This is a genomic window from Bacillus sp. GM2 (genome assembly GCF_056155945.1).
The window spans coordinates 12282-38681 of the sequence record NZ_JBRKSZ010000007.1; the positions used below are offsets into that span (position 1 = coordinate 12282).

Below are 26400 nucleotides of genomic sequence, written 5' to 3' on the forward strand. Positions count from 1 at the left end.
GTCGATGGCGGAGCGTGAGGACGGGTTAAATGCCCATTTTTATTTAATTGACGTGCTCGGTTTAAATTTGAAAATCGCCCGTATCTTTTTAGCTCATGGGATTTTGCCCTAAAAGATCCTATCAGCTAGAAAGATACATTAGGAGGTAGGAAATTGACATATCGGAGAAGGCTTTCCATTATTACCGCACTCGATTCGTACTTGGTTTTGCTGTCCATCTTTATCGGATATCAGCTGATTTCGCCATCATATGATTTATACCCTTCGGAAATGCTGCTGATGACTTCACTGATACTGCTTGGCGCTCAGCATTTATTCGCCCATTGCTTCCACCTTTACAAAAAAGTGTGGGAGTACGCAAGCATCGGTGAATTATATGTGCTGCTTAAATCGATTACCTTGTCCCATCTTGTGACGGCGGTCCTCGAACTGTTTTTCTTTCAAAACGTTCCGGTTCGCCTTTTATGTTTAAGCTGGCTGTTCCAGCTGATCTTGATCGGCGGGTCGCGGATGATGTGGCGCATCATCAGGGAACAGGTGAACAAAGAAAGCAAAGGATCTCTAAGAGCGCTCATCATTGGAGCGGGCTCTGCTGGCAGTTTGATCGCAAAACAGCTTGTGCAAAAGCCGGAATTGAACATTAAGCCCGTCGCATTTATCGATGATGACAAAACGAAATACCGGCTTGAAATCATGGGTTTGCCCGTTTTAGGCGGAAAAGAGCAGATCATGCAGACGGTCCGGCAGTGGAATATTGACCGGATCATCATCGCCATTCCGTCTTTAAGCGTCACTCAGATGCAGGACATGTACAAGGCGTGTGCGCAAACGGGGATCAAAACGCAAATCATGCCGAAAATAGACGAAATTTTGCTTGGCAGACATCCTGTCGGCCAGCTTCGCGATGTCAAAGCGGAAGATTTGCTCGGAAGGGAGCCTGTCCAGCTTGATACAAGCGAAATCTCCAATACGGTCAAGGACCGCGTCGTTCTTGTGACGGGGGCCGGAGGTTCAATCGGCTCGGAAATCTGCCGGCAAATCAGCAAATTTAAACCGAAATCGATTGTTTTAGTCGGGCACGGAGAAAACAGCATTCATTCGATTCTGCTGGAACTGCAGGAGAAGTTCGGAAAGCATGTCGCCTATTATCCGGAAATCGCCGACATACAGGACAGAGAGAAAATGTTTTTGCTGATGGAACGCTACAAACCGAATGTCATTTATCATGCAGCTGCACACAAGCATGTGCCGCTGATGGAAAAATGCCCGAAAGAAGCTGTCAAAAACAATATCCTCGGTACGAAAAACGTCGCTGAAGCCGCCGACGAAACCGGAGTGGAAACTTTTGTCCTGATCTCGTCAGACAAAGCGGTCAATCCCGCCAATATCATGGGGGCAACGAAGCGGTTCGCAGAAATGCTGATCATGAATCTCGGCAAAACGAGCAAAACCAAATTTGTCGCCGTCCGCTTCGGGAATGTTCTCGGCAGCAGGGGAAGCGTCATTCCGATTTTCAAAAAACAAATTGCTAAAGGCGGTCCGGTCACTGTCACACACCAGGACATGACGAGGTACTTCATGACGATTCCGGAAGCTTCAAGGCTGGTTATTCAAGCGGGGGCGCTTGCCAAAGGAAGACAGATTTTCGTGCTCGATATGGGCGAACCGGTCAAAATCGTCGATCTCGCCAAAAATCTCATCCAGCTCTCCGGCTATACGACAGACCAGATCAAAATCGAATTTACAGGCATCCGCCCGGGAGAAAAAATGTACGAAGAGCTGCTGAATCAAAATGAAGTGCTGGCAGAGCAGGTTTTTCCGAAGATTCATATCGGCAAGGCGGTCGACGTCGAGTTGACGGTGCTGAAGACATTCATGGAGGAATTTATGTATTTGTCAGACCGCGAGCTGAGAGAACGCTTGTTCCAAGCGATCGGCCAGCACGAGAAAAAGCTGGTGACAGCGCACTAGGGGGAAGAACATGACAAGAACGGTTTTGTTTTGCGCTACTGTGGATTACCATTTCAAGGTCTTCCACCTCCCATATTTAAAATGGTTTAAAGAGCAGGGATGGAACGTTCATATCGCCGCAAAAGGAGATATGACACTGCCTTATACAGACAAAAAATTTGATATCGACATCAGGCGTTCTCCTCTGAATGCAAGCAATATCGCAGCCTATCGGGAGCTGGCGCGCATCATTGACGAAAACCGGTACAGCATCATTCATTGCCACACGCCGATGGGAGGCGTGCTGGCAAGGCTTGCGGCCCGGAAACAGAGAAAAGAGGGAACGAAAGTGATTTATACCGCTCACGGCTTTCACTTTTGCCAAGGTGCACCTTTAAAGAATTGGCTGCTGTATTATCCGATTGAAAAAGGGCTGTCCGCTTTGACCGATTGCCTGATTACGATCAATGAAGAAGATTTCGTCCTTGCAAAAGGCTTGCGCAAGGCGCTGCGGACGGAAAAAATCCACGGCATCGGCGTCGATACGGAGCGGTTTCATCCTGTCAGCGAAACAGAGAAAATGCAGCTCAGGAAAACATACGGTTTCAAAGAAGACGACTTTATTCTCATATATCCCGCGGAACTGAACGCGAATAAAAACCAGGCGCTGCTCATCGAAACGGCGGCTGCTTTAAAAGACAGAGCCCCGAACTTAAAGCTCGTGTTTGCAGGTAAAGGGCAGATGGAAGAAAAATACCGAAGTCTCGCTGAACAAAAAGGCGTTTCTTCGACCGTCACATTTGCCGGTTTTCAAAAAAACATCCACGAATGGATTCAGCTTGCCGATGTGTCTGTCGCTTCAAGCATCAGGGAAGGGCTCGGCATGAACCTCCTGGAAGGAATGGCTGCAGGTAAACCCGCCGTTGCAGCGGACAACCGCGGACACCGGGAAGTCATTCAAGAGGGCGTGAACGGATTTTTGATTCCGCAGGGAGACGCCGGAACGTTCAGCGACCGGATTTTGCAGCTGTACCGCCTGCCTTCTTTGCGAAAAGAGATGGGGGACGCGGGGAGACGAACGGCCGCCGCTTTTTCCCAGCAGCGCACCGTCAAAGAAATGGCGGGCATTTACTCTTCCTTTATGGATCATGAAACAGTTGAAAGGAGGCTGAAAGGATGACAGGGGGTCAAAAGCCGAAAGTTTCTGTCATTATGGGAGTCTACAATTGTGAGGACACGATCGCAGAGAGCATCGAGTCGATTTTAAATCAAACCTATAAAAATTGGGAACTGATTATATGCGACGATGCATCGACAGATGGGACATATGCTGTTGCCAGGCGATATGCCGATCATTACGCAGATAGGATCAACCTGATCAAAAACGAGAAGAATCAGCGGCTGGCAGCTTCGCTAAACCACTGTCTCCGGTACGCCGGCGGGAAATATATCGCGCGCCAGGACGGAGATGACGTCTCTTTGCCAAGGCGTTTTGAAAAACAGGTCGCGTTTCTCGAATCACAATCTCATTATCATGTCGTCGGCAGCGGAATGATGGCCTTCGACGAAAACGGGATCAGAGGCATCAGAATGCTTCCTCCCTCTCCCGGGCCGAGAATCATGGCGAAAGGGACGCCGTTTTGCCATGCGACGATCATGATGAGAGCGGAAGTGTACGAGGCGCTGGACGGCTATCGGGTCGGCCGGAGAACAAGAAGGATGGAAGATATCGATTTGTGGCTTCGTTTTTTTGAGGCGGGCTTCACGGGCTACAACCTTCAGGAAGCCTTATACAAAGTAAGGGAAGACGAATCGGCGTTTAAAAGGAGAAAGCTCAGCTACTCGATTGATAATGCGTTTATCGTCTTTGCCGCCTGCAGACGGCTGAAGCTGCCGCTATCGGACTATATTTATACGATGAAACCCATCATCAGGGGGCTTATGCCTCCTTTTATCATGAACAGATATCATAAAAGAAGATTGATGAATGAAGGCGGAGGGGTCGTAAAACATGAGTGACGGAAGCGTGAGACCAGAACGGGTGCTTCACATCGTAAGCGGAATGAACCGCGGCGGAGCGGAGACGATGATTATGAATATATACCGCCATACAGACAGGCGGCATATTCAATTTGATTTTATTTCCCACCGGGAAGAAACGTGCGATTATGATCCGGAGATCATCACGCGCGGCGGCCGGGTGTTTTATGTACCGAGCATCGGGCGCTCGGGTCCTCTCGCCTACATCAAAAACATCAGAAGGATTTTGGTTGAGAAAGGGCCGTATGCCGCAGTGCACGCCCATACGGATTTTCAGACGGGGTTTGCCGCATTGGCGGCCAGGCTCGCCGGCGTTCCGGTCAGGGTCTGCCATTCCCACAACACGGCCTGGAAGCCTAACCCCCGGTTTTGGGATACATGGCAGCTCCTCGCATTCCGCCGTTTGATTTTCTCCAGTGCTACGGCTCTGTGTGCTTGCGGCAAAGATGCCGGGCGTTTTTTATTCGGCGGAAAAAAGATGGGCGAAAACGCGGTCCATCTTTTGCAAAACGGGATTGAACTTGACCGCTTCAAAGAAGCGAACGGCGTTTCAAAGACGGATGCAAAAAAGAGCTTCGGCATCAAGGAAGACGCATTGGTGATCGGGCATGTCGGCCGTTTTTTTGAACAGAAAAACCATGCGTTTCTGCTCGGGCTTGCCGCTCATTTTAAGAAATCGGGCACGCCTTTTCAAGCGGTGTTCGCAGGTGACGGTCCGCTGCGCAGACAGATGGAAGAAAAAGCCGCCGCTCTCGGTGTAAAAGACGACATACTGTTTCTCGGCGTCGTCGAAGATATCCCGGCTCTCATGCAGACGTTTGATGTATTTGCCATGCCGTCTTTGTTTGAAGGGCTCCCCCTCGTACTCGTCGAAGCGCAGGCTTCAGGGCTTCCTTGTATTGTATCAGACCATATTACGGAGGAAACCGATTTGGGACTCGGCCTGCTGACCCGTCTCAGCTTAAATGCCGGCTTTGAACGGTGGGCTGAGGATATCAGCCGTGCCGCTCAGGCGAAAAAGCCTGCATGGCCGGAGATTGAGAGAAGCCTGGCAGAGAGAGGCTATGATGCAAAAGCAAATTTGGCGAGACTGATGGACATCTATTCAATCTCCGCGGCAGAAGGACAGTGAGTGTATGGCTGTTTACATGTTGAATATGGGGATTGTTTTCATCTGGTCATGGTTTGCGAAAATGTACGGCAGGGAAGATCACAGGCTGCCGACGGGCTACCGTCCGAATGCGCTCCTCACCGTCGTTCCGCTCGCGTCTTTGATTATCGTTGCCGGCTTAAGATACAAGGTCGGAACGGATTACCACACTTATATGCTGCTTTACGAATTAGCCGGAAAATACAGAAACATTTGGGAGATTTTCGGTTTCGGAACAGACAAGTCGTCGACAGATCCCGGATTTACGGCACTCTTATGGATATTAAACCAGATTTCAGCTGATCCGGCGCTCATGTTTGCCGTCGTTGCCGCGATTACCTATATCTATATTGTCAAGACGCTTTATGTGTATGGAAGGCCGTTTGAATTGAGCATGTTTCTGTTTATCGGCATGTTTCACTATTATGCTTCGTTTAACGGCATTCGCCAATACATGGCGGCGGCCATTCTGTTTTGGGCGGTGCGGTATCTGATCGATGGGAAGCTGGTGCGCTATATGATCGTTGTACTGATCTGTTCGCTTTTTCATTCTTCGGCTTTGATCATGATTCCGGTTTATTTCATCGTCAGAAGAAAAGCGTGGTCGCCTGTCCTCTGGTGCCTGATGCTCGTCTTTTTGGCGGGGACTTTTCTGTATCAAAAATTTCTGTCCGTATTCCTTGTCGTGCTTGAAAACAGTCAATACGGACATTATGAAGAATGGCTGATGAAGAATACAAACGGCATGAACGTTATTAAAATCATCGTTCTTCTTCTCCCGCTCGCACTTGCCTTTTGCTTCAGGGAGCAGCTCAGAAAGCGCTGGCCCGAAGTCGATTATATCGTAAACCTTTGTCTGATCGGTTTCCTGTTCGGAATTTTGGCGACAAAGGATGTCATTTTTGCGAGGTTCAACATTTATTTCGGGCTCTATCAGCTGATTCTCGTTCCTTATTTTGTACGGATTTTTGAACCGAAATCAAACGCGCTTCTTTATGTTTTGATTTTGATCTGTTACTTCTTATACAGCTTTATGCTCATGCCGTTCGACTCGTCGGTATTGCCGTACAGAACGATTTTTGAACGTTGAATAGCGGAATAGGCCGTTTAGGTCTTGTGAAAATTTCGACAAAGGAGTCATCACATTGGAAAATCCAGCAGTTAGTCTACTGGTCGCTGTTTATAATACAGAAGCTTTTTTGCCGAATTGTTTGCAGTCGCTGATCAGCCAGACCTTAAAAAATATCGAAATCATTATCGTTAATGACGGTTCAACGGACGGAAGCCAGAAGATCATTGATCATTACGCCCGAAAGGACGGACGCATCAAAACGATTCAGCAGGAGAATCAGGGCCTCGGCGCTGTCCGCAATAAAGGGATCGAAGCGGCGTCAGGCGAGTACTTGGCATTTATCGACTCCGACGACTGGATTGAGCCGGACTATTGCCAATCTATGTATGAAAAAGCGAAGGATGAGGATGCCGACCTTGTCATCTGTGATTATGCCGTCGAAATTCAGGATACCGGAAAAACGGTCTGCCCGGACATCGGGAAAAACTATGAAGGAAAGCCGAAAGAGGCATTCATAAAAGATTTATTAAAGGGTCAAGTAAGCGGCTTTTCCTGGAACAAGCTCTACAGGCGGAGCCTGATTGAGCGGCATAAGCTCGTTTTCCCGCTGCGCGACGAGCTGGAAAACATCGAAGATCAATACTTCAGCTTCAGATGCCTTTTATATGCAAATACGGCGGCGTTCGTGACTAAGCCGCTTTATCATTACAGGGTCCATCTGTCGTCCATCGTCCAAAAGTATCAGGCGGGGCTGTTTGAAGACGGGCTCGCTCTTTATGAAGCGAACCTCGACTGCCTGACAAAGCACGGAGAGCTTCCGGCTTTAAAGGAGGCGCTGCACGTCTTTATCGTCAACCACGGCTGCATCAGTATTTTAAATGAATGCAAGAGCCGAAACCAAAACCCTTCAATAGAAAAATATAAAAATATCCGCAGCATATGCGCCTGTCCGGAATTCAGGGGGAAAATCCCCGCGGTGGACATGTCAGCATTCGATTCGAAGAAGAAGCTTCTCCTGATGCTGATTCGCTTGCGGTTGATGCCGGCAGTGTATGGATTTGCAGCCATTTACCAGAAAATGATCGAGCACAGAATGAAGAAATAGGCGGTGAGGAAATGACCTTTCAGGAACTGAAGATCAATCTTGCAGAATGGCTTTTGCTCAAGGTGAAATATCCTTCTGAATATGTGATGGGAACGCCGGGTTTAAGGCGTTTCGATCAATACAAAGGCAAGAAAAAGATCATTCTGACTTTAATTCCGTCCCATGATAATTTGGGAGATCACGCGATTGCCCTGGCAAGCCGGACATTCATAGAAAACGAGTTTCCCGATTTTGAATTAATTGAAATCGGCATCAACGATATTTACAAACATGCAAAAGCGCTCATGCGCATCCGCCACCCCGAGGATATGGTGTTCATCGTCGGCGGAGGAAACATGGGGGATTTGTACCGCAATGAGGAATGGACTAGGCGCTTCATTATCAAAACATTCAAGCATTATAAAATTGTCCAGCTCCCGGCAACCGCGCACTTTTCCGAGACGCCCCGCGGCAAAAAGGAGCTGAAAAGAGCGAAAAAAATCTACAACTCTCATCGCCGGCTGTTTATGATGGCGCGCGATGATACAACCTATCAATTTATGAAAAGGCATTTTTCAAAGCAAACGATTGTGAAACAGCCTGATATGGTGCTTTATTTAAAGAAAGAACAGCAGTCTGAAAGAGATGGTGTGCTCGTTTGTTTAAGGGAGGATAAAGAAAGCTTTCTCAGACCGGAAGAGCGTGAAAAGCTGCTGAAGGCTGTCGGCGACGAATATGGCGGCGTGCAAACTTTTACAACGACGATCGGCAGGAGGGTCAGCCGCGTGTCCCGCGAGAAGGAGCTGAATCGGCTTTGGGATCAGCTGAGAGGTGCGGAGGTCGTCGTGACAGACAGGCTGCACGGCATGATTTTTTGCGCGATTACAGGAACGCCGTGCGTTGTGATCCGCTCTTTTGATCATAAGGTGCTTGAAGGCTTTCGCTGGCTGAAAGGCGTTCCTTCGCTGAAGCTTGTGGAAAATCCCGATGCGGCAGAGGTTCTCGGCGCAATCGAAGAGCTGATTAAGACCGGTGATTCGTATCGTGAGACTCCGTCAAGGGAGCATTATTTCACAGATTTAAGACAGAAAATTATGGGTGATGTCCAATGAAGCCATTCGTCAGTATCATTGTTCCGATGTACAATGTCGAAGATTATATAGAAGAATGCGTCGATTCGCTGCGCAGGCAGACGCTGAAAAATATTGAAATCATCCTTGTCGATGACGGCTCTCCCGACAGATCAGGAGAGATAGCCAGAAAGTACTGCAGCCTGGATGCCAGAGTGAAAGTGATTCATAAAAAAAACGGCGGATTGAGCTCGGCGAGAAATGCCGGTCTTCAAGCTGCGACAGGAGATTATGTCGGATTTGTCGACGGCGATGATTTTGTATTGCCTGCCATGTTTGAAAACATGTACGCTGCTGCCAAAAAAGACGAGCTTGATATCGTCATGTGCGGGTATCATAAACATTCCGATGCGGAAGATACCTATTTCCCGCCGCCGCTGCCGACCGATCGCCTCTTGTTGAGCTGGGATATTAAACGCGAGCTCAAAAAGGCGCACGAAACCCGCTTCATCTGGTATGTGTGGCGGAATTTGTACAGGCGCGACCTGCTGAAGAAAAACCAGCTGTACTTTTTTGAGGACATTCGTTTTGCAGAGGATTCGCCGTTCAATTTGTACGCCTTTTATGCAGCCAAACGGGTGAGGGCGATCGATGACGGTTACTACATGTACAGATGCAATCCGGATAGCCTGACGGAGGTGCCGTTTAAACCGTACATGGATGAAAGCCTGAAAAGGCAGTACCGGGCGAAAAGGAGATTCTATGAGACGTTTCAGCTTTTGGATGAATGTGCGGACGATCTGGAAACATACACATGCAAACATCAAATTCCGATGCTTTTAGCCAATGCCTGTGCGGAACCGAAGCCTTCAAAGCAGGTGAGGCGGCACATTAAAGACATTTTGTCTTACCGGATGGTGCAGTCGTGCGTCAAATCAACGTCTCTCCGCAACCGCAATCTTTTAATCGGCCAACGGCTCGTTTTATTGCTATGCAAGCTGAATATTCCGATCCTGCTCGAATTGTTTTTTAAACGAAATCTGCCCAGTAAGGGATGAGCCTTTTGAATAAGACATTTGTTTTGAATCTCGGCGCCAATGTGGCGTCTTTTTTATTATCGGTGCTGTTTTCGATGTGGCTGACGCCTTATGTCATCAAGAACCTCGGTGTTGAGGCGTTTGGGTTTGTCCATCTCACACAGAATATGATCAATTACTTTTCGATTATTACGGTCGCCTTGAGCGCGGTCGTTGTCCGGTTTTTTTCTGTTTCCGCCCACAGGGGGGCGCTTGATGAAGCGAGGGGCTATATGAATACCTACATCGTTTCATCACTGGTGCTTTCGGTCATCTTGTTTTTTCCGCTTGGCGGCACGGTGTTTTTTATCGATCAGATCATTCGCGTTCCCGCCGGTCTTTTGGGGGATGTGCAGATCGCGCTTTTAATCGGGAGCCTGCTGTTTTTATTGACCTTTGTGATGTCGGGATTTGCCGCCGGTCCTTTTTTTGCCAATAAAATCTATATTACAAGCACGATCCAGGCCGTCCAAATGCTGATTCGCGTCTTGAGCGTATTGTTGATTTTCGCGTGGTTTGCACCGAAGATCTGGCACATTCAGCTCGCCGCTCTTATCGCAACCGCTTCGGCGTGTATCCTGTCGATCTTTTTCTTTAAGAAATTGATCCCATGGTTTACGTTTCGGGTGAGGGATATGTCGTTTGCAAAGTGCAAAAAACTGCTTCAGGCGGGAGGGTGGAGCTCCGTCAGCCAAGTCGGCGTCCTGCTGTTTCTGCAAATCGATTTAATGGTGGCGAATGTGATGCTGGGGGTTTCCGAATCCGGCATGTACGCGGCGATCATTCAGTTTCCGCTGTTATTGCGGACGCTTTCGGGAACGCTTGCGGCCGTATTTTTACCTACGATTACATTCTATTATTCAAAAGGCGACAAAGAAGGGCTCGTCCGCTATGCCAACCAGGCCGTCAGGTTTAACGGCATTCTGCTCGCTTTGCCGGCTGCGCTTCTGGGCGGGCTTGCCGGCCCGTTTCTGTCGCTGTGGCTCGGCCCTTCATTCGAACATTTGAAATGGCTTTTACTGATACATGCGGGTTACTTGGTTGTTTCATTAAGCCCGGCGCCGCTGTTTTATATCTTTACCTCCTATAACAAGCTGAGAACACCGGCACTGACAACGGTTGCCTTCGGCGTTGTCAATTTGCTGCTTGCCATCGTGCTGAGCGGACCGGCGGGATTCGGCCTTTACGGAATAGCGCTGGCCGGAGCGGCAGCTTTAATGCTGAAAAATGTCGTCTTCACTCCGATTTATGCGTCAAAGATTACGGGTGAAAGAAAAAGGGTTTTTTATAAAGGCATATACGGGCCGGTGGCCGGCGCTTCATTTACCTTGGCTGTCTGTTACGCTCTTCAATACTTATTTGCAATCGGCAGCCTGCTGTCCCTGTTTGTCACGGCGCTTGCTGCGACGGGGGCATACGGCCTGTTTGCCTATTTCGTCATGTTGACGAAAGCGGAACGGCATATTGTCACAACAAGGCTGCAAGCATTTCGATGCTCTTTATCCTTACCATTTCAAAAGGGATTTTTTAAATAAAAGAAAGGGGTGCGTTTTTCGTGCTAGCGAAACGGTTTTTCGATCTTGCATTGTCGGTTATTTTGCTGGTCGCGCTCAGTCCGGCCATGATCCTGACAGCTTGCCTTATCAGATGGAAAATCGGCTCGCCTGTTTTATTTCGCCAAACCCGTCCGGGGCTGAATGGCGAGCCTTTTACATTATATAAATTCAGAACAATGACTGATGAAAGAGATGAAGCAGGCAATCTGCTAAGCGATGAAAAACGGCTGACAAAGACGGGGCAGCTGATCAGAAAAACGAGCCTTGACGAATTGCCGCAGCTGATCAACGTCATCAAAGGAGACCTCAGCCTTGTCGGGCCGCGGCCGCTTTTGATGGAGTATATTCCCCTCTATACGAAGCGGCAGTGGAGACGGCATGAGGTCAAGCCGGGCATCACGGGCTGGGCGCAGATCAACGGGAGAAATAAAGTGACATGGGAGGAAAAATTTGAACTTGATGTCTGGTATGTGGACCATCGTTCTTTTTTGCTTGATCTCAAAATCCTTTTGTTGACTGTCGTAAAAGTCTTGAAGTCGGAAGGCGTCAGCCAGGACCGGCATGTGACAGCAGAAAAATTTACTGGGAGAAGGAATGCCTGATGCAAAATGTGGTGATCATCGGAGCCGGCGGCCATGGGAAAGTCGTTCGGGATCTTGTAATAGCGCGGCCCGATACGGCGCTTGCCGGTATTCTCGATGACCGGTATGCAGAGCTTCATGTCGAGAACGGTCTGTATCGCGGGCCTTCAGGCGCCGCAGAAGAACTTGCGCGATTGCATCCGGACGCGAAGTTCGTCTTAGCTGTCGGTCAAAACGGCATCAGAAAGCGGCTGTATGAACGCCTCGGCCTTCCGTTTGACCGGTATGCGGTTTTGATTCATCCGTCCGCCGTGATCAGCGGTTCGGCCCGGATTCAAAACGGCGCCGTTGTCATGGCGTCGAGCGTTATCCAAGCGGATGCCCACATCGGCATCCACACGATTGTCAACACAGGTGCGATCGTCGAACATGACAACCGGATCGGCGATTACGTTCATCTTTCGCCGGGAACGGTGTTAACTGGCGGCGTGACAGTTATGGAAGGCGCTCATCTCGGAGCGGGAACGGCGGTCATTCCCGGAAAGACAATCGGCCGCTGGAGCGTGACGGGAGCGGGATCATCCGTAATTCACGACATTCCTGATGATTGTACCGCTGTCGGAGTCCCTGCAAGAAAAATTAAATATCACAGCAGCAAAAAGGGTGAAAAACATGAGTCAGAATAAGCGAATTTATTTATCCCCGCCGCACATGAGCGGAGACGAAGAGCGCTATGTAGCCGAAGCGTTTCGGACAAACTGGATCGCGCCGCTCGGTCCCCTTGTCGATACATTCGAAGAAAAGCTTGCCGCCTATGCGGGGACGTCCGGTGCCGCGGCAGTCGGCTCAGGAACAGCCGCAATCCACCTGGCGTTGAAATTGCTCGGCGTTGGCAAAGGCGATACGGTGTTCTGTTCTTCCTTTACGTTTGTAGCGAGCGCCAATCCGATTATATATGAGCAGGCTGATCCGGTTTTCATCGATTCTGAACGGGATACATGGAACATGTCGCCCGAGGCGCTTGAACGGGCGCTCGACGAAGCAGAGCGGGCCAGGAATCTTCCGAAAGCCGTCATCGTCGTCAACTTGTACGGCCAAAGCGCGAAAATGGACGAGATTATGGCGATTTGCGATCGATTTGCCGTCCCTGTTATTGAAGATGCGGCCGAATCGCTCGGTTCTGTTTATAAGGGCAGAAAAAGCGGAACCTTCGGACGCTTCGGCATTTATTCGTTCAACGGTAACAAAATCATCACCACATCAGGCGGAGGAATGCTTGTCAGCGATGATGAAGACGCTTTGAAGAAGGCGCGCTTTTTAGCAACTCAGGCGCGCGAGCCCGCCATTCATTATCAGCATGAAAAAGCGGGCTACAATTACCGGATGAGCAATGTCCTGGCCGGAATCGGCATCGCTCAGCTCGCCGTCCTGGATGACAGGGTACACGCCAGACGGGCGATCTTCGAGCGCTATCAGGAGGCGCTCTCCGGTATCGAAGGTATAGAATTCATGCCTGAAGCCGGCATGTCAAACCGCTGGCTCACGACATTAACGTTTGATACAGCAAAGATTCAAACAACACCGGCGGACATCATTGAACAGCTCGCAAATGAAAACATAGAAGCCCGGCCGTTATGGAAGCCGTTGCACAGACAGCCCCTTTTTAAAGGCGCGGCCTTTTATCCGCACGATGACCAAGGCTCTGTCTGCTGCGACCTATTTCAGCGCGGGCTCTGCCTGCCGTCAGGATCAAGTATGACGCGAAAAGAGCAGGATCGGGTGATTCAAATCGTGGCCGACCGGATTAAATATAAATGAGGTGCTAAACATGGCGATTACATATTCCATGGACAGCTTAAAGCATAAGCTGGCAGAAATTTTGGATGTCATTCCAAGGCATTCATCAGTCGTTTACTTGGACTACCCGCTCTACGGAAACGTCGGGGACCTATTGATCATGAAAGGAACGGAAGCTTTTTTTGAAGCATACGGCATCAAGGTGCGCGAAAGATGGAATGCAGAGAATTTCATTCCGGGCCGCCGCATTCCAAAGGACGCCATCATTGTTTGTCAGGGGGGCGGCAATTTCGGCGATTTGTACCCTCACTTTCAGCAGTTCAGGGAACGGGTGGTCGAACATTACCCGGACCACCGGATCGTCATTCTGCCGCAGTCGATTTATTATGAACATGAAGAAAATGCAAAAAAAACGTGCGGCATTTTGGCGGCTCACCCGGATCTGCACTTATTCACGCGGGAAAAGGCATCCTTCGAATTTGCCCTCAAGCATTTCGAAGGGGTGAAAAACATCAGAATGATGCCCGATATGGCGCACCAGCTCTGGCCGATCGCGGCACCTGCCGAAAAGCCTTCTGAGTCCGTTCTGCGGTTGATCAGAACCGACAAAGAAGCAAACAGCAGCCTGCAGAAAACAGGGGAGCCGGATACGTACGATTGGAACGTCATCTTGTCAGAAGGCGACAAACGCGGAATCAAACGCTTGCAGACGATCAATGTCCTCAATAAAAAAGCCGGCAATCCGCTGCCGATCGCTTCTTATTGGAAACGCTATTCGGACAGCCTCGTCGACAAATCAATCCGTTTTTTCAACCGCTATGAATCAGTCGTTACTTCTAGGCTGCACGGCCACATCTTATCGTGCCTGCTCGGAAAAGAAAACGTAGTGATTGACAACTCCTACGGAAAAAACGCAAATTACTACAACACATGGATGAAGGATATCCCGAGTACAAAACTGATTCAAAACAAGCCGGAAGAAGCAGAAAAACCGCCTGTTCATGTATGACAGGCGGTTTTTCTGCTATGCTTCTTCGCGCTTTACTTTGTTGTAGGCTTCATCCAAATGCTGAATCCGTTTTAAGACGACCGCGTTTTTTGTCAGCTGGTCTTGGACAAGCGTTGACACGACTGAACGGTAGTAGCTGTTCATCGCCTGGATTTTATCCTCATTTGGATGCATTTCAATATGGGTTTTAAAATTTTCTATGAAATAGGGCACAGAGAAAAGTTCTGTCAATGGTAACACTCCTTTTTTAAGTCTATACGGTACGGAACCGATCGTGTAAACTAATAGTGGGAGGGGAGATTTGATGAACTTGCATGTACAGCAGCAGCAAACGGCAAAACTTCACTTGACGCAAGGGCTTGCCCAAGCCATTCATATGCTTCAGTATTCGTCGGCCGAGCTGAACAGCCGGATTGACGAACTCTCATTAGAAAACCCCCTGATCGAACGAAAAGACCCCGATATTCCCCGATCATTTTACCATAAAACGAATCGTCATTTGCAAAATGAAGGAATGAGCCGCTCTGAGACGGCGCATTCACGTGAAGATGTCAAAAGTGTCTTGAAACAGCAGGCGCTCGATCTCCGGCTGTCAAGCCGGGAAAAGCGGATTTTCAGCTATTTGGTCGAATCCCTTGATCCAAACGGATATGTGACAGAAGACATCGCCTTTATCGCTTCCGAGCTGGCTGTCACCAGAGAAGAAGCGGAAGAAGTCTTGGGCAAGCTGCAGACTCTTGATCCGGCAGGCATCGGAGCGCGGTCGCTTCAGGAATGCATCCTGATCCAATTAGAGCGTCTGCCAAAGGAGACGGCAAAAGCGGAGAAAGTCATTTCCCTATACTTTGATCTGTTTGCCAAAAAAGGATGGAAAGAGCTGTCTGAGAGAGCGGGCCTTTCGCTCTCAGAGCTTCAGGACATACAAGACCTTGTCGCAGGGCTGTCGCCGCGTCCCGGATTGATGTATGGCACGGATGAAGGCGGAGTCTATATCGAGCCTGATGTCATCATTTCAGCCGAGGATGGAAAATTGGTGCTTGAGCTCAGCAGCCGTTCTTTTCCCGATATCCAGCTTAACGCGTTTTACGAGCCGTTTTTAGAGCGCCAGTCAAAAGACGAGGCGACCGCTTATATCTCTGATAAGTTCAAGCAGTGGAAATGGCTCGACAATGCCCTCAGGCAAAGACGGGAAACGATGCGGAGGGTGATGGCGGAAATTATGGTGCGTCAAAAAGATTATTTTTTAAAAGGGAAAGACGAACTGAAGCCGCTCACATTAAAAGAGGTCGCCGATGCCCTCGGTGTTCACGAATCAACTGTAAGCCGCGCAGTCAAAGGGAAAATCGTGCAGACGCCTTTTGAGCTGTGCGAGCTTAAACAGTTTTTTTCGGCGAAGGTAAAGGACGCCGCTGACGGGCATGCGTCAAGTCACACAGTCAAAGCGCATCTGCGCCGGCTGATCGATGAAGAAGATAAAATGAAACCGCTTTCAGATCAGAAACTGGCCGACCTTTTAAACGAAAAGCACGGCGTTGTCATATCGAGGCGGACCGTCGCCAAATACCGTGATCAGCTCAATATACTGCCTTCGTCTGTAAGAAAGAGATATCAATAAAGAAGCCGTCCGGCACGATCGCCGGCGGCTTTTTTACGGGATCATCCACGAAAACAGATGATGCTGCAGGAAAGTGATCATGCAAACGAGGAAAAGAAGAAACAGACTGTGTTTCAGTGTAAAGCGCAGCAAGTCGGATTCCTTTCCTGCCAGTCCGACGGCTGCGCAGGCGACCGCAATCGACTGCGGAGAGATCATCTTTCCTGTGACGCCGCCCGAAGAGTTGGCCGCCACAGACAGTACCGGCTCCATTCCGACCGACTGTGCTGTCACTTTTTGCAGACTGCCGAACAGCAAATTGGCCGACGTATCTGAACCGGTTATAAAGACGCCGAGCCAGCCGAGAACGGGAGAAAAGAATGCGAACATTGAACCCGTCATCGCAAGTGACATGCCAAGTGTTGTGCTCATGCCCGAAGAGTTGGTGACATAGGCAAAACCGACGACGGAAGCGATCGTTAATATCGGCTTGCCGAGCTCTTTCAGCGAATCTGTAAACACGGCGACCCATTCTTTCCAAGGCATGCCTGTGACAAACTTTGTCAGTACGGCGGCAATCAGGATCGCCGTTCCCGCCGATCCGGCGAGATCAAGTTTATAAAGAGCTTCAAGCGGTTTTCCGGAGCCATCGAGAATTTGATTGTGCAAAAAAGGCACACCGGGCGCGAACGTCAGCCTGCCGCCGATGTCATTGATGAACAGCAGCAATGGATTTGACCCTTCGTAATGGCCTGTCAGCGCCTGTTTGACAGCTGGAATTCCCCAGATGGAGACCATTGCCGTGAGCAGCAAAAACGGTGTCCACGCCTTGAAAATCTGCCCCGCCGAGTATGAGGCCTTTTGATGTTCAAGCTGCTGCGCCTCCGCGGCAGCGGCCATTTCCTTTTCATGTGAAAATCTGAATGTCGTTTTCGGTTTCCAAAATTTTAAGAATACAGCGAGCGCGATAAGCGATACGATGGCTGACAAAATATCTGGGAGCTCAGGCCCCAGAAAGTTTGAGCTTACATACTGCGTAACGGCAAAAGAGACACCCGACACGAGAATCGCCGGCAGCACTTCCCAAGCCCTTTTCAAGCCGCTCATGATGATAATCAAATAAAACGGAATAAATACAGATAAAAACGGCAGCTGGCGTCCGACCATTTTTGAAATGTCCATCGCAGGAATCCCCGTCGGCCCTTCAACCGCGATAATCGGGATGCCGATCGCCCCGAAAGCGACAGGCGCCGTGTTGGCGATCAGGCATATGCCCGCCGCGTACAACGGATTGAAGCCGAGGCCGACAAGCAATGCGGCCGAGATCGCGACGGGGGCGCCGAAGCCTGCCGATCCTTCTAAAAACGCCCCGAATGAAAACGCTATCAAAAGTGCTTGCAAACGGCGGTCATCTGTGATCGACAATACCGAACTCCTGATGATTTCAAATTGGCCGGTTTTCACCGTAAGCTTGTACAAAAAAACTGAAGTCACGATAATCCAGCCGATCGGCAGCAGCCCGTAAACCGCGCCTTGCGAAGCCGACATCACAGCCTGCTGAGCGGGCATGCCGTATACGAAAACGGCCAGCACGAGTGCGATCAGCAAAGTCGTCAAGCCTGCTGTATGCCCTTTCATTCTTTTGATTGCCAGAGCCCAGAAAAAATACAAAATCGGTATAAGCGCTGCAAGCGAAGAGAGCAGCAAACTGTTCCCCAGCGGAGTATAATCTTGCGTCCATCCCATCTCCAATTCCCCCTTTGTTCGTCAAAAAAGCCTCATCTAGTCATCTGATGACATGATGATAAGACTGATCATTTAGCATTATATTTCTCAATGTCATAAATTACAATCTTTTTTTGCATGGAGCCGAAGTCTATATGTTCCAGACGGAAAGAACGGTATAATAAAAAATAGCGCATCATGCCCAGTCTGGTTACGAGGTGAAAAAAGTTGAAATACAAACAAATCAAGACGAAAAAAATATATGAAGAAGTCGCGGAAGCGCTTCTTGAATCGATTAAAAGCGGAGAGCTTGAGCCCGGCGACAAGCTTGACTCCGTCCAAGCGCTCGCCGACAGCTTTCAGGTCAGCCGTTCGGCCGTCAGGGAAGCGCTGTCCGCGTTAAAAGCGATGGGGATGGTCGAAATGAAGCAGGGGGAAGGGACGTATGTGAAAAGGTTTGAGCCTGAGCAAATTTCCATCCCCCTTTCGGCTGCACTTTTGATGAAAAAGAAAGATGTCGCTGAACTGCTCGAAGTCCGTAAAATACTTGAAATCGGGGCAGTTTCCAGTGCGGCTCAAAAACGCACGGAGGATGATCTCGGACGCATGCAGGAAGCACTTGAGGATATGAAGCTGGCGGACGGGAACGGCGAACTTGGCGAAAAAGCCGACCTCGCGTTTCACCTTGCGCTTGCCGGCGCTTCGCAGAACGATCTGCTGAAAGGCTTGATGAATCATGTGTCATCTCTCTTAATTGAGACGATGAGGGAGACGCGCAAAATTTGGCTGTTCTCGAAGAATACAACTGTTAAGCGCCTTTATGAGGAACACGAAGCCATCTATCAGGCTGTGAAGGAAAAAGACGGCCAAAAAGCGGAGCAAGCGATGCACAATCATCTGACAAATGTGGAAAATGTGCTGGCCTCATATTTTGAAGAAACGAAACAAGCCGACGAGCCGGCTATTTAAGCAGCAGTCAGCTGCACGGCCTGAGTGAAAACGAAAAAGAAACCCCTTTCAAAAAATTTTGCCAAGGTGTAAGATGGAGAAAGAGGGTTTTCTAACCAAGTCATCAGATGACCTGATTAATCGGGTTGGAGAGGGGATCAAGATGAAAGTATCACTGTTTATCACGTGTTTGGTTGACATGTTTCAGTCAAATGTCGGAAAAGCGACTGTTGAACTGCTGGAGCGGCTCGGATGTGAAGTGGATTTTCCCGAAGGGCAGATCTGCTGCGGCCAGCCTGCGTACAACAGCGGCTATGTCAAAGATTCCAAAAAAGCGATGAGACGGATGATTGAGACGTTTGAATCAGCTGAATACGTCGTCAGCCCTTCAGGATCGTGCGCTTTTATGTTCAAAGAGTACCCGCACCTTTTCCGGGATGAACCGGCCTGGGCGGAAAAAGCGCAGCGGCTGGCTGACAAAACGTATGAGCTGACCGATTTTATCGTCAACGTATTGAAGATTGAGGACGTCGGGGCGACACTCGAGAAAAAGGCGACTTATCATACGTCATGCCATATGACAAGGCTTTTGGGAGTCACGGAAGCGCCGATGAAGCTGCTTCGGCATGTGAAGGGACTGGAGTTCACGCCGCTGCCGCGCAAACACGACTGCTGCGGATTCGGGGGCACTTTCTCGGTGAAGATGTCGCAAATATCCGAACAGATGGTCGATGAGAAAGTGGCGTGTGTCGAAGAAACAGCCGCCGACGTGTTAATCGGGGCGGACTGCGGCTGCTTGATGAATATCGGCGGGCGGATCGGGAGAAAGAACAAGCCGATTGAAGTCATGCATATCGCAGAAGTGCTGAACAGCAGATAAACAGACAATCCGGTCATTTCACAGATAGAGGGGGACATTCGTTATGGCAATGAAGATCGGAACGCAGAAATTTAAAGAGCGCGTGTCAGACGGGCTCGACAACGAGTTTATGAGGGGGGCCGTTTCAAGCGCGCAGGAGCGCTTGAGAGCGCGCCGTCTTGAGGCGGCAAAAGAGCTCGGGAACTGGGAAGAATGGCGGTCTCTGGCCGAAGAAATCAGGCAGCACGTGCTGGAAAATCTGGATTACTATCTAGAACAGCTTGCCGAAAATGTCGCCAAAAAAGGCGGGCACGTTTTCTTTGCGCAGACGGCTGAAGAAGCGACAGGCTACATCCGCGATGTCGTGAAAAAGAAAAACGGCAAAAAAATCGTCAAATCAAAATCAATGGTGACCGAAGAAATCAACATGAACGAGGCACTTGAAAGCGACGGCTGCGAAGTGGTCGAAACCGATTTGGGCGAATACATCCTCCAAATCGATGATCATGATCCGCCGTCACATATCGTCGCACCTGCTTTGCATAAAAACAAAGAGCAAATCCGCGACGTCTTCAAAGAGCGGATCGGCTACCGCAACACCGAAAAGCCGGAAGAGCTTGTCATGCACGCGCGCGCCGTGCTCAGAAAGAAATTTCTCGAGGCTGACATCGGCATTACGGGCTGCAATTTTGCGATTGCCGATACGGGATCTGTCAGCCTTGTCACAAACGAGGGAAACGGACGTCTCGTCACGACCATTCCGAAGACGCAGATTACAGTGATGGGGATGGAGCGGATCGTCCCTTCATTCGACGAGTTTGAGGTTCTCGTCGGCATGCTCACAAGAAGCGCGGTCGGACAGCGGCTGACAAGCTATATCACGGCGCTGACAGGGCCGCGGCTGCCCGGTGAAGCGGACGGCCCGGAGGAGTTTCACCTCGTCATCGTTGACAACGGGCGTTCCAACATTCTCGGAACGGAGTTTCAGTCCGTCCTTCAATGCATCCGCTGTGCGGCCTGCATCAATGTCTGCCCCGTTTACCGTCATGTCGGCGGGCATTCTTACGGTTCGATCTATTCAGGTCCGATCGGGGCTGTATTGTCGCCGCTGCTCGGCGGATATGACGATTATAAAGAACTGCCGTACGCATCTTCGTTATGTGCGGCTTGCTCTGAAGCATGTCCGGTGAAAATCCCGCTTCATGAGCTGCTTCTAAAGCACAGGCAGCGCATCGTTGAAAAAGAAGGGCGCGCGCCGATATCCGAAAAGCTGGCGATGAAAGCGTTCGGCTTGGGAACTTCTGCGCCATCCCTTTACAAAATGGGCTCCAAATGGGCGCCGGCAGCCATGAAGCCGTTTAAAGAAGACGGCAAGATTACGAAGGGACCGGGTCCGTTAAAACAGTGGACCCAGATACGCGACTTCCCCGCGCCGAACAAGTCAAGGTTCCGCGACTGGTTTGAGGACAGACGGAAAGAGAAGGGGGAAGACAAATGACAAACGGAACAATCCACAACAAAAACGGCTTTTTAAACCGGATTGCTGAAAGGCTCGGCCGCAACAGGCGTTCTGCAGGCGTCACCGTTCCCGATTATATCCACCAGCCGCAGCACAGGGTATATCAAGGCTATACACAGGATGAGCTTGTCGGCGTCTTAAAGGACCACTGCCGGAAAATTCACACGGAGCTGATTGAAACAGATGTCATCGGCTTGCATGATGCCTTGTATGAACAAGCAGCGCGATTTGGAGGCGGGCCTGTCATGATCCCGAAAGATGACCGTTTTAAAGAGTACGGACTGTCAGGCCTGTTAACGGACAAGTGGCCGAATGAAGGGACGAAAGTGTGGGAATGGGATGCAGCGGCCGGAGATGAGAACATCCAGCGAGCCGAACAGGCTAACATCGGCGTGACATTCAGCGAGATCACGCTTGCTGAATCCGGAACGGTCGTCCTCTTCAGCTCAAAAGACAAAGGACGTTCCGTCAGCTTGCTGCCGACGACATATATCGCGATCGTCCCGAAAAGCACCATCGTCCCGCGGATGACACAAGCAAGCGCAATCATCAAACAAAAGATTGCAGACGGCGACGTCATCCCGTCCTGCATCAACTATGTCACTGGACCGAGCAATTCAGCCGATATCGAAATGGACCTTGTAGTCGGCGTCCACGGCCCGGTAAAAGCGGCATATATTATCGTGACGGACCGGTAATAAGACGATAACAAAAAGATTAGCCTCATGCTGAGCTAATCTTTTTTATTATGCGATATGACAATTCCGGTGCATACCGATTAAACGCATCGTTCTACTTTTTTTGCCGGTTATAAATAGTATATTAAAATGGTATTTTTATCGGATTTCCGGCTCTGCATCCCCATTTCTGCCGCTGGTTCAAGCCGCTTGCATCTCATTTGTGATTCTCGGAAACACCCTTGAAGGAAACAGTCTATTAAAATTTAAGGTAATGTTAAGGATAAGATTATTTCCCGATAATGTTCACTCACTATAATGGAGAATAGTGAAGGAGTGACTCGTATGCGGGCGGTATGTCTGAATGAATTTATCAGTCTTTTTAAAAGCATCAAGTCGATTATTGTCATTATTATTATGTTTTGGGTGAGCTATAAGACTGCGGGATTGATCGAACAGGCGCCTGCAGACTTCGTGAGCGAATTGGATTTAGGAAGCGATGCAAACGCAATCGGAACGGCGGTTATCGTTTTTGCTCTCGGTTTCCTGTTTATCGCTGGACTTTCCCATGACATGATCAACCGCGAAGTCCATGCCCGGACGGTCAGATTTCTTGTGACGAAAACGTCGCGGATCAAGATCATTCTGGGAAAGTTTTTTGGCGTCTGGCTGTTTTGGTTTTTCTGCATGCTCGTTTCGTACACCTTGGTGATGATCGCCTCAAAAGAGTTTTTATGGATGAGTTATGCAGACAGCATGGCGTTTCTTACAGCTGCAATCTCTTTGAACCTTTTATTTTCGATCGTGATTTCAAGGCCCGCCATGTCCATGTTTTTCGGAATCGTGTTTGCGCTCGTCTTTCCCGCGGTCAGCTTATGGGCTGTTTATTCAGAGAACGGCATGATCACCTGGTTTAAATATTTAACGCCGTACTATTACTCCGTGCTGGGCGGTTCTTTTGTTTTCATCAACTTTGTCTACGCCGCCATCGTTCTGTGCGGTGCGATCGTTTTGTTTAAAAGGAGAGATTTATAATGAATGTGGTGATCGAGGCAAAAGGGCTGATGAAAAGCTACGGGGCCAAAACCGTCGTCAACCATGTCGACCTCCAAGTCGAAAAAGGAGAGATTTACGGATTTCTCGGCCGCAACGGTGCGGGGAAATCTACGTTCATGAATATGATCACAGGCATTACCCAGCCGACAGCCGGCAGTTTTCTGCTGTTAAATGACGCTTCGATTGAAAACGTCAAGCATCGCATCGGCGTTTTACCCGATTATTTGACCCTCTATGATTCAATGACAGCAGTCGGGCATTTGAAGTATTTTGCAAAGCTGAACGGACGAGCCGTATCGACTGAGCGGTGCGAAGAAATCTTAGAGAGAGTCGGGTTCACTGAGCATGCTGAAAAAAAAGCGGGTGCGTATTCATTCGGTATGAAAAAAAAGCTCGGCATCGCCCAGGCGATCATCCATGATCCTGAGCTCATCTTTTTGGATGAACCGACATCAGGTGTTGATGCCGAATCGGCCCTGCACATTCAAAAGCTGATCATGGATTTGCAAAAAGAAGGTAAGACGATATTTATGACGTCACACAACCTGCATGAGATAGAGAAAATTTGCACACGAATCGCGATCATGAAAAACGGCTGCATTTTAATGGAAGGCACCCTCGATGAATTAAGAAGGCATTTCATGTCGAACATAAGCGTTCACATTCGTCACTCGAATATTCCCGAGCAGCATTTCGGCCTGATCGACCGTTTTCTTGAGTCAGCTGGTGAAAACGTTCAATTCAATCACCATGAGATTTCGATCACCGTCAATTCAGAAGAAAAAATTCCCGCCATTGTCAGAGTATTAACGAACTGCAAAGTGGGAATCTACAGAATTCACGTCGATGAACCGTCGCTTGAAGACATCTTTATGGACAGCTCGGAGGAACGCGTTGTTTCTTGACAGAATGATAGTGATGACCCGGGTTTATTCGGGCAGCTTGCCTTTTATTTTGCGGATGCGGATGGCGTCAGTGGATAGATCTATTAAATACCCGAACAAAAAAACGCCTTTGAATAAAGGCGTTTTCCATAAGGGGCGCTCGGTTTCTAGTATTTCCACAAAATCGACATGTCGCCGGTCGTTTCTTCATCAATGACATTTCCGTCTTGGTCCATCTTGACGAAATACCTGCCTCCGTTTGTTACGTTTTTGTACTCGGTTTCCGAAGTGCCGTCATCGTTTTGTGTGAATTCAAATTGAACATCAGCGATGAGAGTGTTGCTGTTGAGGTCGACATAGTAGGAATGGAAGCTGACATGGCTCCAGTCGTCTTTTTCGGCGGGGATGTCTGATATGACGCCGACTTTTTCAGCGGGGTCATTGACAATCACACCGTAATCCTTCTGCAAATTGCCGGTTTCGATATCAACGTCGTTTAAAATCTCTTTAATCTGGCTAAATTCAGCATCTGTAGGCGTTGTATACCTGTCTTCAGGAATGTCTTTCGCAAAGCTTACGGACGATGAAACAAAGACGAGCGTCAATACGGACAAGATCACCATAAACGAAAGTTTTTTCACGTTCTCTTCCTCCTTTAGCTGATGTGATGATTCGGTTCACACTCTATCATCGTTAAAATATTTTGTAAAGTTTGAATAATATTTCAATTTAACTATTTTTTTCGGGGGATATCCGCCGATTTTTATATTTTTCCCCTTTTGGGGAATGCTCCATCATCATGAAAGATGTGCATATCTTCCCTTGTATTTTCCAATAGAAAAGGCGATTTTCCTTGAAAAAAGAGAAAAATTTTAATTTTTATTTTTTGGCAGTGGATTTGATGTTGACAAAGTCAAGATCGGCACGTATATTATATGAATATATTTCAGGCAGAAAAAACACAATGAACGGGAGCAGTAAAAGATCGGCATTGGCAAAGAGAGCTGCGGGTAGGTGCGACGCAGACCAATGAACCTTTGAACTCGCCCGGGAGTGGACTGGCTAAAGGACGGACATCAATTCCTGAGGACATTACGATTAACCTTCGTTAACAGGTTTGCACAGCATGGCTGTGCTTCTCAAAAGCTGGATTCTTGGCATAGAATCAAAAAGAGTGGTACCGCGGTAAGCTTCAAAGCTCATCGTCTCTTTATCTTCAAATCGAAGAGGGAGACGGTGAGCTTTTTTCATTTTAATAGAGGAAGTGAACATAGATGGAGAAAGACATGCAGAAGCTCGAGCGCACGATGACATCGCGGCATATTATGATGATGGCATTGGGCGGGGCCATTGGAGCAGGATTATTTAAAGGAAGCAGCAAAGCGATCGATTTGGCGGGGCCTTCGGTCATGATCGCCTACTTGATCGGCGGCGTGATTTTGCTGTTTATCATGCAGGGGCTCGCCGAGATGGCTGTCCGAAACAGTGAAGCCAGAACATTCAGGGATCTCGTTCAATCAATATTAGGGCCGTATGCCGCTTATTTTTTGGACTGGATATACTGGAAAATGTGGGTTCTCAATATTGCGGCAGAGGCTGTTGTCGCCGCGATATTTTTGCAGTACTGGCTGCCGGGGCTGCCGATCTGGGTGCTGGCGCTGTTCGTTTCACTCGTCATTACGAGCGTGAATTTGCTTTCTGTCAAAAGCTTTGCCGAGACGGAATACTGGCTTGCCCTTATTAAAATCACAGTGATTGTCGTCTTTATTATATCCGGATTTATCTTGTTATTTTTCTCTTTTGGACAACATTCAGCTGTCGGTTTTACTCATTTGACAGACCATGGCGGCTTCTTCCCGAATGGCGCCGGAGGGCTGATTACCGCCATGCTAGTTGTGATCTATTCCTACGGCGGAACCGAAATTATCGGGGTAACACTGGCGGAAACCAAAAACCCTGAGAAGGTCGTGCCTAAAGCCGTGCGTGGAACGTTGACGCGCATTATTGCTTTTTATCTTCTGCCGTTTTTCGTGATCGTCAGCTTGATTCCATGGAATCAAGTCAACGGAGTGTCGGAGAGTCCTTTTGTCATGGTCTTTAAGATGATCGGCATTCCCGGAGCGGATCATTTGATGAATGCGGTCATTTTACTGGCGGTCATTTCTTCGATGAACTCAGGACTTTACGGCGCCTCCCGAATTTTGTATACACAGGCGTCAGACGGAAGAATGCCGAAAATCTTTTCGAGACTTTCCGTGAGAAAGGTGCCGGTTTATTCTATTCTATTATGTACTTCTTTCTTATACTTGGGCGTATTGTTTTCACTGTTTGCCGGCAGCCAAACGTTTGAATATTTGATGGGGTCTCTCGGCTATACCGTCCTTGTGATCTGGATGCTGATTGCCGCCGCCCATTTAAAATCGAGGAAACGGAATCAAACAGCGGGGAACGGCTACTATGTCAAATGGTTCCCTTATACGACTTGGCTGGCAATCATTTCGCTGACAGCGATACTGATCGGTGTCATCCTGACCACATCGATTGTCATTACATTGGTGACGGCGGGAATCTATTTGCTCATTAGCGCTGCTTATTTCTTTAAAGGAAGGAACCAGACAGCCGGCCAAACGGCCGCTTCTTAAAAAAAGGCTTGCCTCCGCAGGGAGGCAAGCTTTTAACACATTAGTTCGATTTTTTTCGAACTAATTTCTTTTATTCACCGGAACGATTATGTTATCGTCTAATTACATGAC

Annotated in this window: 24 protein-coding genes and 1 other annotated feature; of the genes, 21 read left to right on the forward strand and 3 right to left on the reverse strand. The window is 48.9% G+C overall.

The window, feature by feature from the left end:
* The first annotated feature begins 153 nt into the window (after positions 1-153).
* Genes ACVC9U_RS00830 through ACVC9U_RS00890 form a run of 13 tightly spaced genes read left to right on the forward strand, consistent with a single transcriptional unit; the run spans position 154 to position 14385 of the window.
* On the forward strand, positions 154-1971 hold the full coding sequence (locus tag ACVC9U_RS00830; RefSeq protein WP_075751459.1) for a polysaccharide biosynthesis protein: 1818 nt from the start codon (positions 154-156) through the stop codon (positions 1969-1971).
* A gap of 10 nt (positions 1972-1981) precedes the next feature.
* Entirely contained in the window at positions 1982-3130 is a 1149-nt protein-coding gene (locus ACVC9U_RS00835; protein ID WP_441390033.1) for a glycosyltransferase family 4 protein, read from the forward strand.
* Positions 3127-3969 carry a glycosyltransferase family 2 protein gene (locus ACVC9U_RS00840; RefSeq protein WP_075751457.1) on the forward strand — a complete coding sequence of 281 codons (843 nt, stop codon included), beginning with the start codon at positions 3127-3129 and terminating at the stop codon, positions 3967-3969. Before ACVC9U_RS00835 ends, ACVC9U_RS00840 begins: the two co-directional genes overlap by 4 nt.
* Complete coding sequence (locus tag ACVC9U_RS00845; protein WP_075751456.1) at positions 3962-5122, forward strand: glycosyltransferase family 1 protein; 1161 nt, start codon at positions 3962-3964, stop codon at positions 5120-5122. The genes ACVC9U_RS00840 and ACVC9U_RS00845 overlap by 8 nt, the downstream gene beginning before the upstream one ends.
* A 4-nt stretch (positions 5123-5126) precedes the next feature.
* Positions 5127-6230 (forward strand): EpsG family protein, encoded by a 1104-nt coding sequence (locus ACVC9U_RS00850; RefSeq protein WP_441390034.1) that lies wholly within the window; start codon positions 5127-5129, stop codon positions 6228-6230.
* Between the two features lie 55 nt (positions 6231-6285).
* The gene (locus ACVC9U_RS00855; RefSeq protein ID WP_075751454.1) at positions 6286-7317 is read left to right on the forward strand and encodes a glycosyltransferase family 2 protein; all 1032 of its coding nucleotides are present in this window, start codon (positions 6286-6288) and stop codon (positions 7315-7317) included.
* A gap of 11 nt (positions 7318-7328) precedes the next feature.
* Entirely contained in the window at positions 7329-8408 is a 1080-nt protein-coding gene (locus ACVC9U_RS00860) for a polysaccharide pyruvyl transferase family protein (protein ID WP_075751453.1), read from the forward strand.
* The gene (locus ACVC9U_RS00865; RefSeq protein ID WP_075751452.1) at positions 8405-9424 is read left to right on the forward strand and encodes a glycosyltransferase; all 1020 of its coding nucleotides are present in this window, start codon (positions 8405-8407) and stop codon (positions 9422-9424) included. Before ACVC9U_RS00860 ends, ACVC9U_RS00865 begins: the two co-directional genes overlap by 4 nt.
* On the forward strand, positions 9421-10977 hold the full coding sequence (locus ACVC9U_RS00870) for an MATE family efflux transporter (protein ID WP_441390035.1): 1557 nt from the start codon (positions 9421-9423) through the stop codon (positions 10975-10977). The genes ACVC9U_RS00865 and ACVC9U_RS00870 overlap by 4 nt, the downstream gene beginning before the upstream one ends.
* A gap of 20 nt (positions 10978-10997) precedes the next feature.
* Complete coding sequence (locus ACVC9U_RS00875; protein WP_075751450.1) at positions 10998-11600, forward strand: sugar transferase; 603 nt, start codon at positions 10998-11000, stop codon at positions 11598-11600.
* Complete coding sequence (locus ACVC9U_RS00880) at positions 11600-12265, forward strand: acetyltransferase (RefSeq protein ID WP_441390036.1); 666 nt, start codon at positions 11600-11602, stop codon at positions 12263-12265. Before ACVC9U_RS00875 ends, ACVC9U_RS00880 begins: the two co-directional genes overlap by 1 nt.
* The gene (locus tag ACVC9U_RS00885; RefSeq protein ID WP_075751448.1) at positions 12252-13397 is read left to right on the forward strand and encodes a DegT/DnrJ/EryC1/StrS family aminotransferase; all 1146 of its coding nucleotides are present in this window, start codon (positions 12252-12254) and stop codon (positions 13395-13397) included. The genes ACVC9U_RS00880 and ACVC9U_RS00885 overlap by 14 nt, the downstream gene beginning before the upstream one ends.
* Positions 13398-13407: 10 nt before the next feature.
* On the forward strand, positions 13408-14385 hold the full coding sequence (locus tag ACVC9U_RS00890; protein ID WP_075751447.1) for a polysaccharide pyruvyl transferase family protein: 978 nt from the start codon (positions 13408-13410) through the stop codon (positions 14383-14385).
* A gap of 15 nt (positions 14386-14400) precedes the next feature.
* Here the strand turns inward: ACVC9U_RS00890 and yvfG are convergent, their stop codons facing one another.
* Positions 14401-14616 (reverse strand): protein YvfG, encoded by a 216-nt coding sequence (gene yvfG / locus ACVC9U_RS00895; RefSeq protein WP_075751446.1) that lies wholly within the window; start codon positions 14614-14616, stop codon positions 14401-14403.
* 73 nt (positions 14617-14689) lie between these two features.
* Here yvfG and rpoN point away from each other — a divergent pair, with 73 nt between their 5' ends.
* On the forward strand, positions 14690-16000 hold the full coding sequence (rpoN, locus tag ACVC9U_RS00900; RefSeq protein WP_441390037.1) for an RNA polymerase factor sigma-54: 1311 nt from the start codon (positions 14690-14692) through the stop codon (positions 15998-16000).
* 33 nt (positions 16001-16033) lie between these two features.
* On the opposite strand, the gene lutP is transcribed toward rpoN, so the two are convergent.
* Positions 16034-17725, reverse strand: coding sequence for an L-lactate permease LutP (lutP, locus tag ACVC9U_RS00905; protein ID WP_441390038.1), 1692 nt, complete (start codon positions 17723-17725; stop codon positions 16034-16036).
* 207 nt (positions 17726-17932) lie between these two features.
* Between lutP and lutR the strand changes: the two genes are divergently transcribed.
* The 6 genes from lutR (at position 17933) to ACVC9U_RS00935 (ending at position 23668) form a co-directional block, all read left to right on the forward strand.
* A complete protein-coding gene (lutR, locus tag ACVC9U_RS00910) occupies positions 17933-18673 on the forward strand; it encodes an L-lactate utilization/bacilysin biosynthesis transcriptional regulator LutR (RefSeq protein WP_003185485.1) in 741 nt (246 codons plus the stop codon).
* Positions 18674-18815: 142 nt separating this feature from the next.
* Positions 18816-19532, forward strand: coding sequence for a (Fe-S)-binding protein (locus tag ACVC9U_RS00915; protein WP_009329616.1), 717 nt, complete (start codon positions 18816-18818; stop codon positions 19530-19532).
* 43 nt (positions 19533-19575) lie between these two features.
* A complete protein-coding gene (locus tag ACVC9U_RS00920) occupies positions 19576-21009 on the forward strand; it encodes a LutB/LldF family L-lactate oxidation iron-sulfur protein (protein ID WP_003185481.1) in 1434 nt (477 codons plus the stop codon).
* Positions 21006-21728, forward strand: coding sequence for a LutC/YkgG family protein (locus ACVC9U_RS00925; protein ID WP_441390039.1), 723 nt, complete (start codon positions 21006-21008; stop codon positions 21726-21728). Before ACVC9U_RS00920 ends, ACVC9U_RS00925 begins: the two co-directional genes overlap by 4 nt.
* A gap of 324 nt (positions 21729-22052) precedes the next feature.
* Positions 22053-22742: an ABC transporter permease subunit gene (locus ACVC9U_RS00930; RefSeq protein ID WP_075751440.1), complete on the forward strand. Its 690-nt coding sequence runs from the start codon at positions 22053-22055 to the stop codon at positions 22740-22742.
* Positions 22742-23668 carry an ABC transporter ATP-binding protein gene (locus ACVC9U_RS00935; RefSeq protein ID WP_075751439.1) on the forward strand — a complete coding sequence of 309 codons (927 nt, stop codon included), beginning with the start codon at positions 22742-22744 and terminating at the stop codon, positions 23666-23668. Before ACVC9U_RS00930 ends, ACVC9U_RS00935 begins: the two co-directional genes overlap by 1 nt.
* Positions 23669-23814: 146 nt before the next feature.
* On the opposite strand, the gene ACVC9U_RS00940 is transcribed toward ACVC9U_RS00935, so the two are convergent.
* Positions 23815-24288 (reverse strand): hypothetical protein, encoded by a 474-nt coding sequence (locus ACVC9U_RS00940; protein ID WP_075751438.1) that lies wholly within the window; start codon positions 24286-24288, stop codon positions 23815-23817.
* Between the two features lie 314 nt (positions 24289-24602).
* Positions 24603-24860 (forward strand) — a binding site (T-box leader).
* Between the two features lie 61 nt (positions 24861-24921).
* Between ACVC9U_RS00940 and ACVC9U_RS00945 the strand changes: the two genes are divergently transcribed.
* The gene (locus ACVC9U_RS00945) at positions 24922-26289 is read left to right on the forward strand and encodes an amino acid permease (RefSeq protein WP_075751437.1); all 1368 of its coding nucleotides are present in this window, start codon (positions 24922-24924) and stop codon (positions 26287-26289) included.
* The last annotated feature ends 111 nt before the right edge of the window (positions 26290-26400 follow it).

What these genes read in the sequence shown, in the direction of transcription:
- ACVC9U_RS00835 (WP_441390033.1), top strand. Translation starts at nt 1,982, where the DNA reads ATGACAAGAACGGTTTTGTTTTGCGCTACTGTGGATTACCATTTCAAG.
- ACVC9U_RS00840 (WP_075751457.1), top strand. Translation starts at nt 3,127, where the DNA reads ATGACAGGGGGTCAAAAGCCGAAAGTTTCTGTCATTATGGGAGTCTAC.
- ACVC9U_RS00845 (WP_075751456.1), top strand. Translation starts at nt 3,962, where the DNA reads ATGAGTGACGGAAGCGTGAGACCAGAACGGGTGCTTCACATCGTAAGC.
- ACVC9U_RS00850 (WP_441390034.1), top strand. Translation starts at nt 5,127, where the DNA reads ATGGCTGTTTACATGTTGAATATGGGGATTGTTTTCATCTGGTCATGG.
- ACVC9U_RS00860 (WP_075751453.1), top strand. Translation starts at nt 7,329, where the DNA reads ATGACCTTTCAGGAACTGAAGATCAATCTTGCAGAATGGCTTTTGCTC.
- ACVC9U_RS00865 (WP_075751452.1), top strand. Translation starts at nt 8,405, where the DNA reads ATGAAGCCATTCGTCAGTATCATTGTTCCGATGTACAATGTCGAAGAT.
- ACVC9U_RS00870 (WP_441390035.1), top strand. Translation starts at nt 9,421, where the DNA reads ATGAGCCTTTTGAATAAGACATTTGTTTTGAATCTCGGCGCCAATGTG.
- ACVC9U_RS00880 (WP_441390036.1), top strand. Translation starts at nt 11,600, where the DNA reads ATGCAAAATGTGGTGATCATCGGAGCCGGCGGCCATGGGAAAGTCGTT.
- ACVC9U_RS00885 (WP_075751448.1), top strand. Translation starts at nt 12,252, where the DNA reads ATGAGTCAGAATAAGCGAATTTATTTATCCCCGCCGCACATGAGCGGA.
- ACVC9U_RS00890 (WP_075751447.1), top strand. Translation starts at nt 13,408, where the DNA reads ATGGCGATTACATATTCCATGGACAGCTTAAAGCATAAGCTGGCAGAA.
- rpoN (WP_441390037.1), top strand. Translation starts at nt 14,690, where the DNA reads ATGAACTTGCATGTACAGCAGCAGCAAACGGCAAAACTTCACTTGACG.
- lutP (WP_441390038.1), bottom strand. Translation starts at nt 17,725, where the DNA reads ATGGGATGGACGCAAGATTATACTCCGCTGGGGAACAGTTTGCTGCTC.
- ACVC9U_RS00915 (WP_009329616.1), top strand. Translation starts at nt 18,816, where the DNA reads ATGAAAGTATCACTGTTTATCACGTGTTTGGTTGACATGTTTCAGTCA.
- ACVC9U_RS00920 (WP_003185481.1), top strand. Translation starts at nt 19,576, where the DNA reads ATGGCAATGAAGATCGGAACGCAGAAATTTAAAGAGCGCGTGTCAGAC.
- ACVC9U_RS00925 (WP_441390039.1), top strand. Translation starts at nt 21,006, where the DNA reads ATGACAAACGGAACAATCCACAACAAAAACGGCTTTTTAAACCGGATT.
- ACVC9U_RS00930 (WP_075751440.1), top strand. Translation starts at nt 22,053, where the DNA reads ATGCGGGCGGTATGTCTGAATGAATTTATCAGTCTTTTTAAAAGCATC.
- ACVC9U_RS00935 (WP_075751439.1), top strand. Translation starts at nt 22,742, where the DNA reads ATGAATGTGGTGATCGAGGCAAAAGGGCTGATGAAAAGCTACGGGGCC.
- ACVC9U_RS00945 (WP_075751437.1), top strand. Translation starts at nt 24,922, where the DNA reads ATGGAGAAAGACATGCAGAAGCTCGAGCGCACGATGACATCGCGGCAT.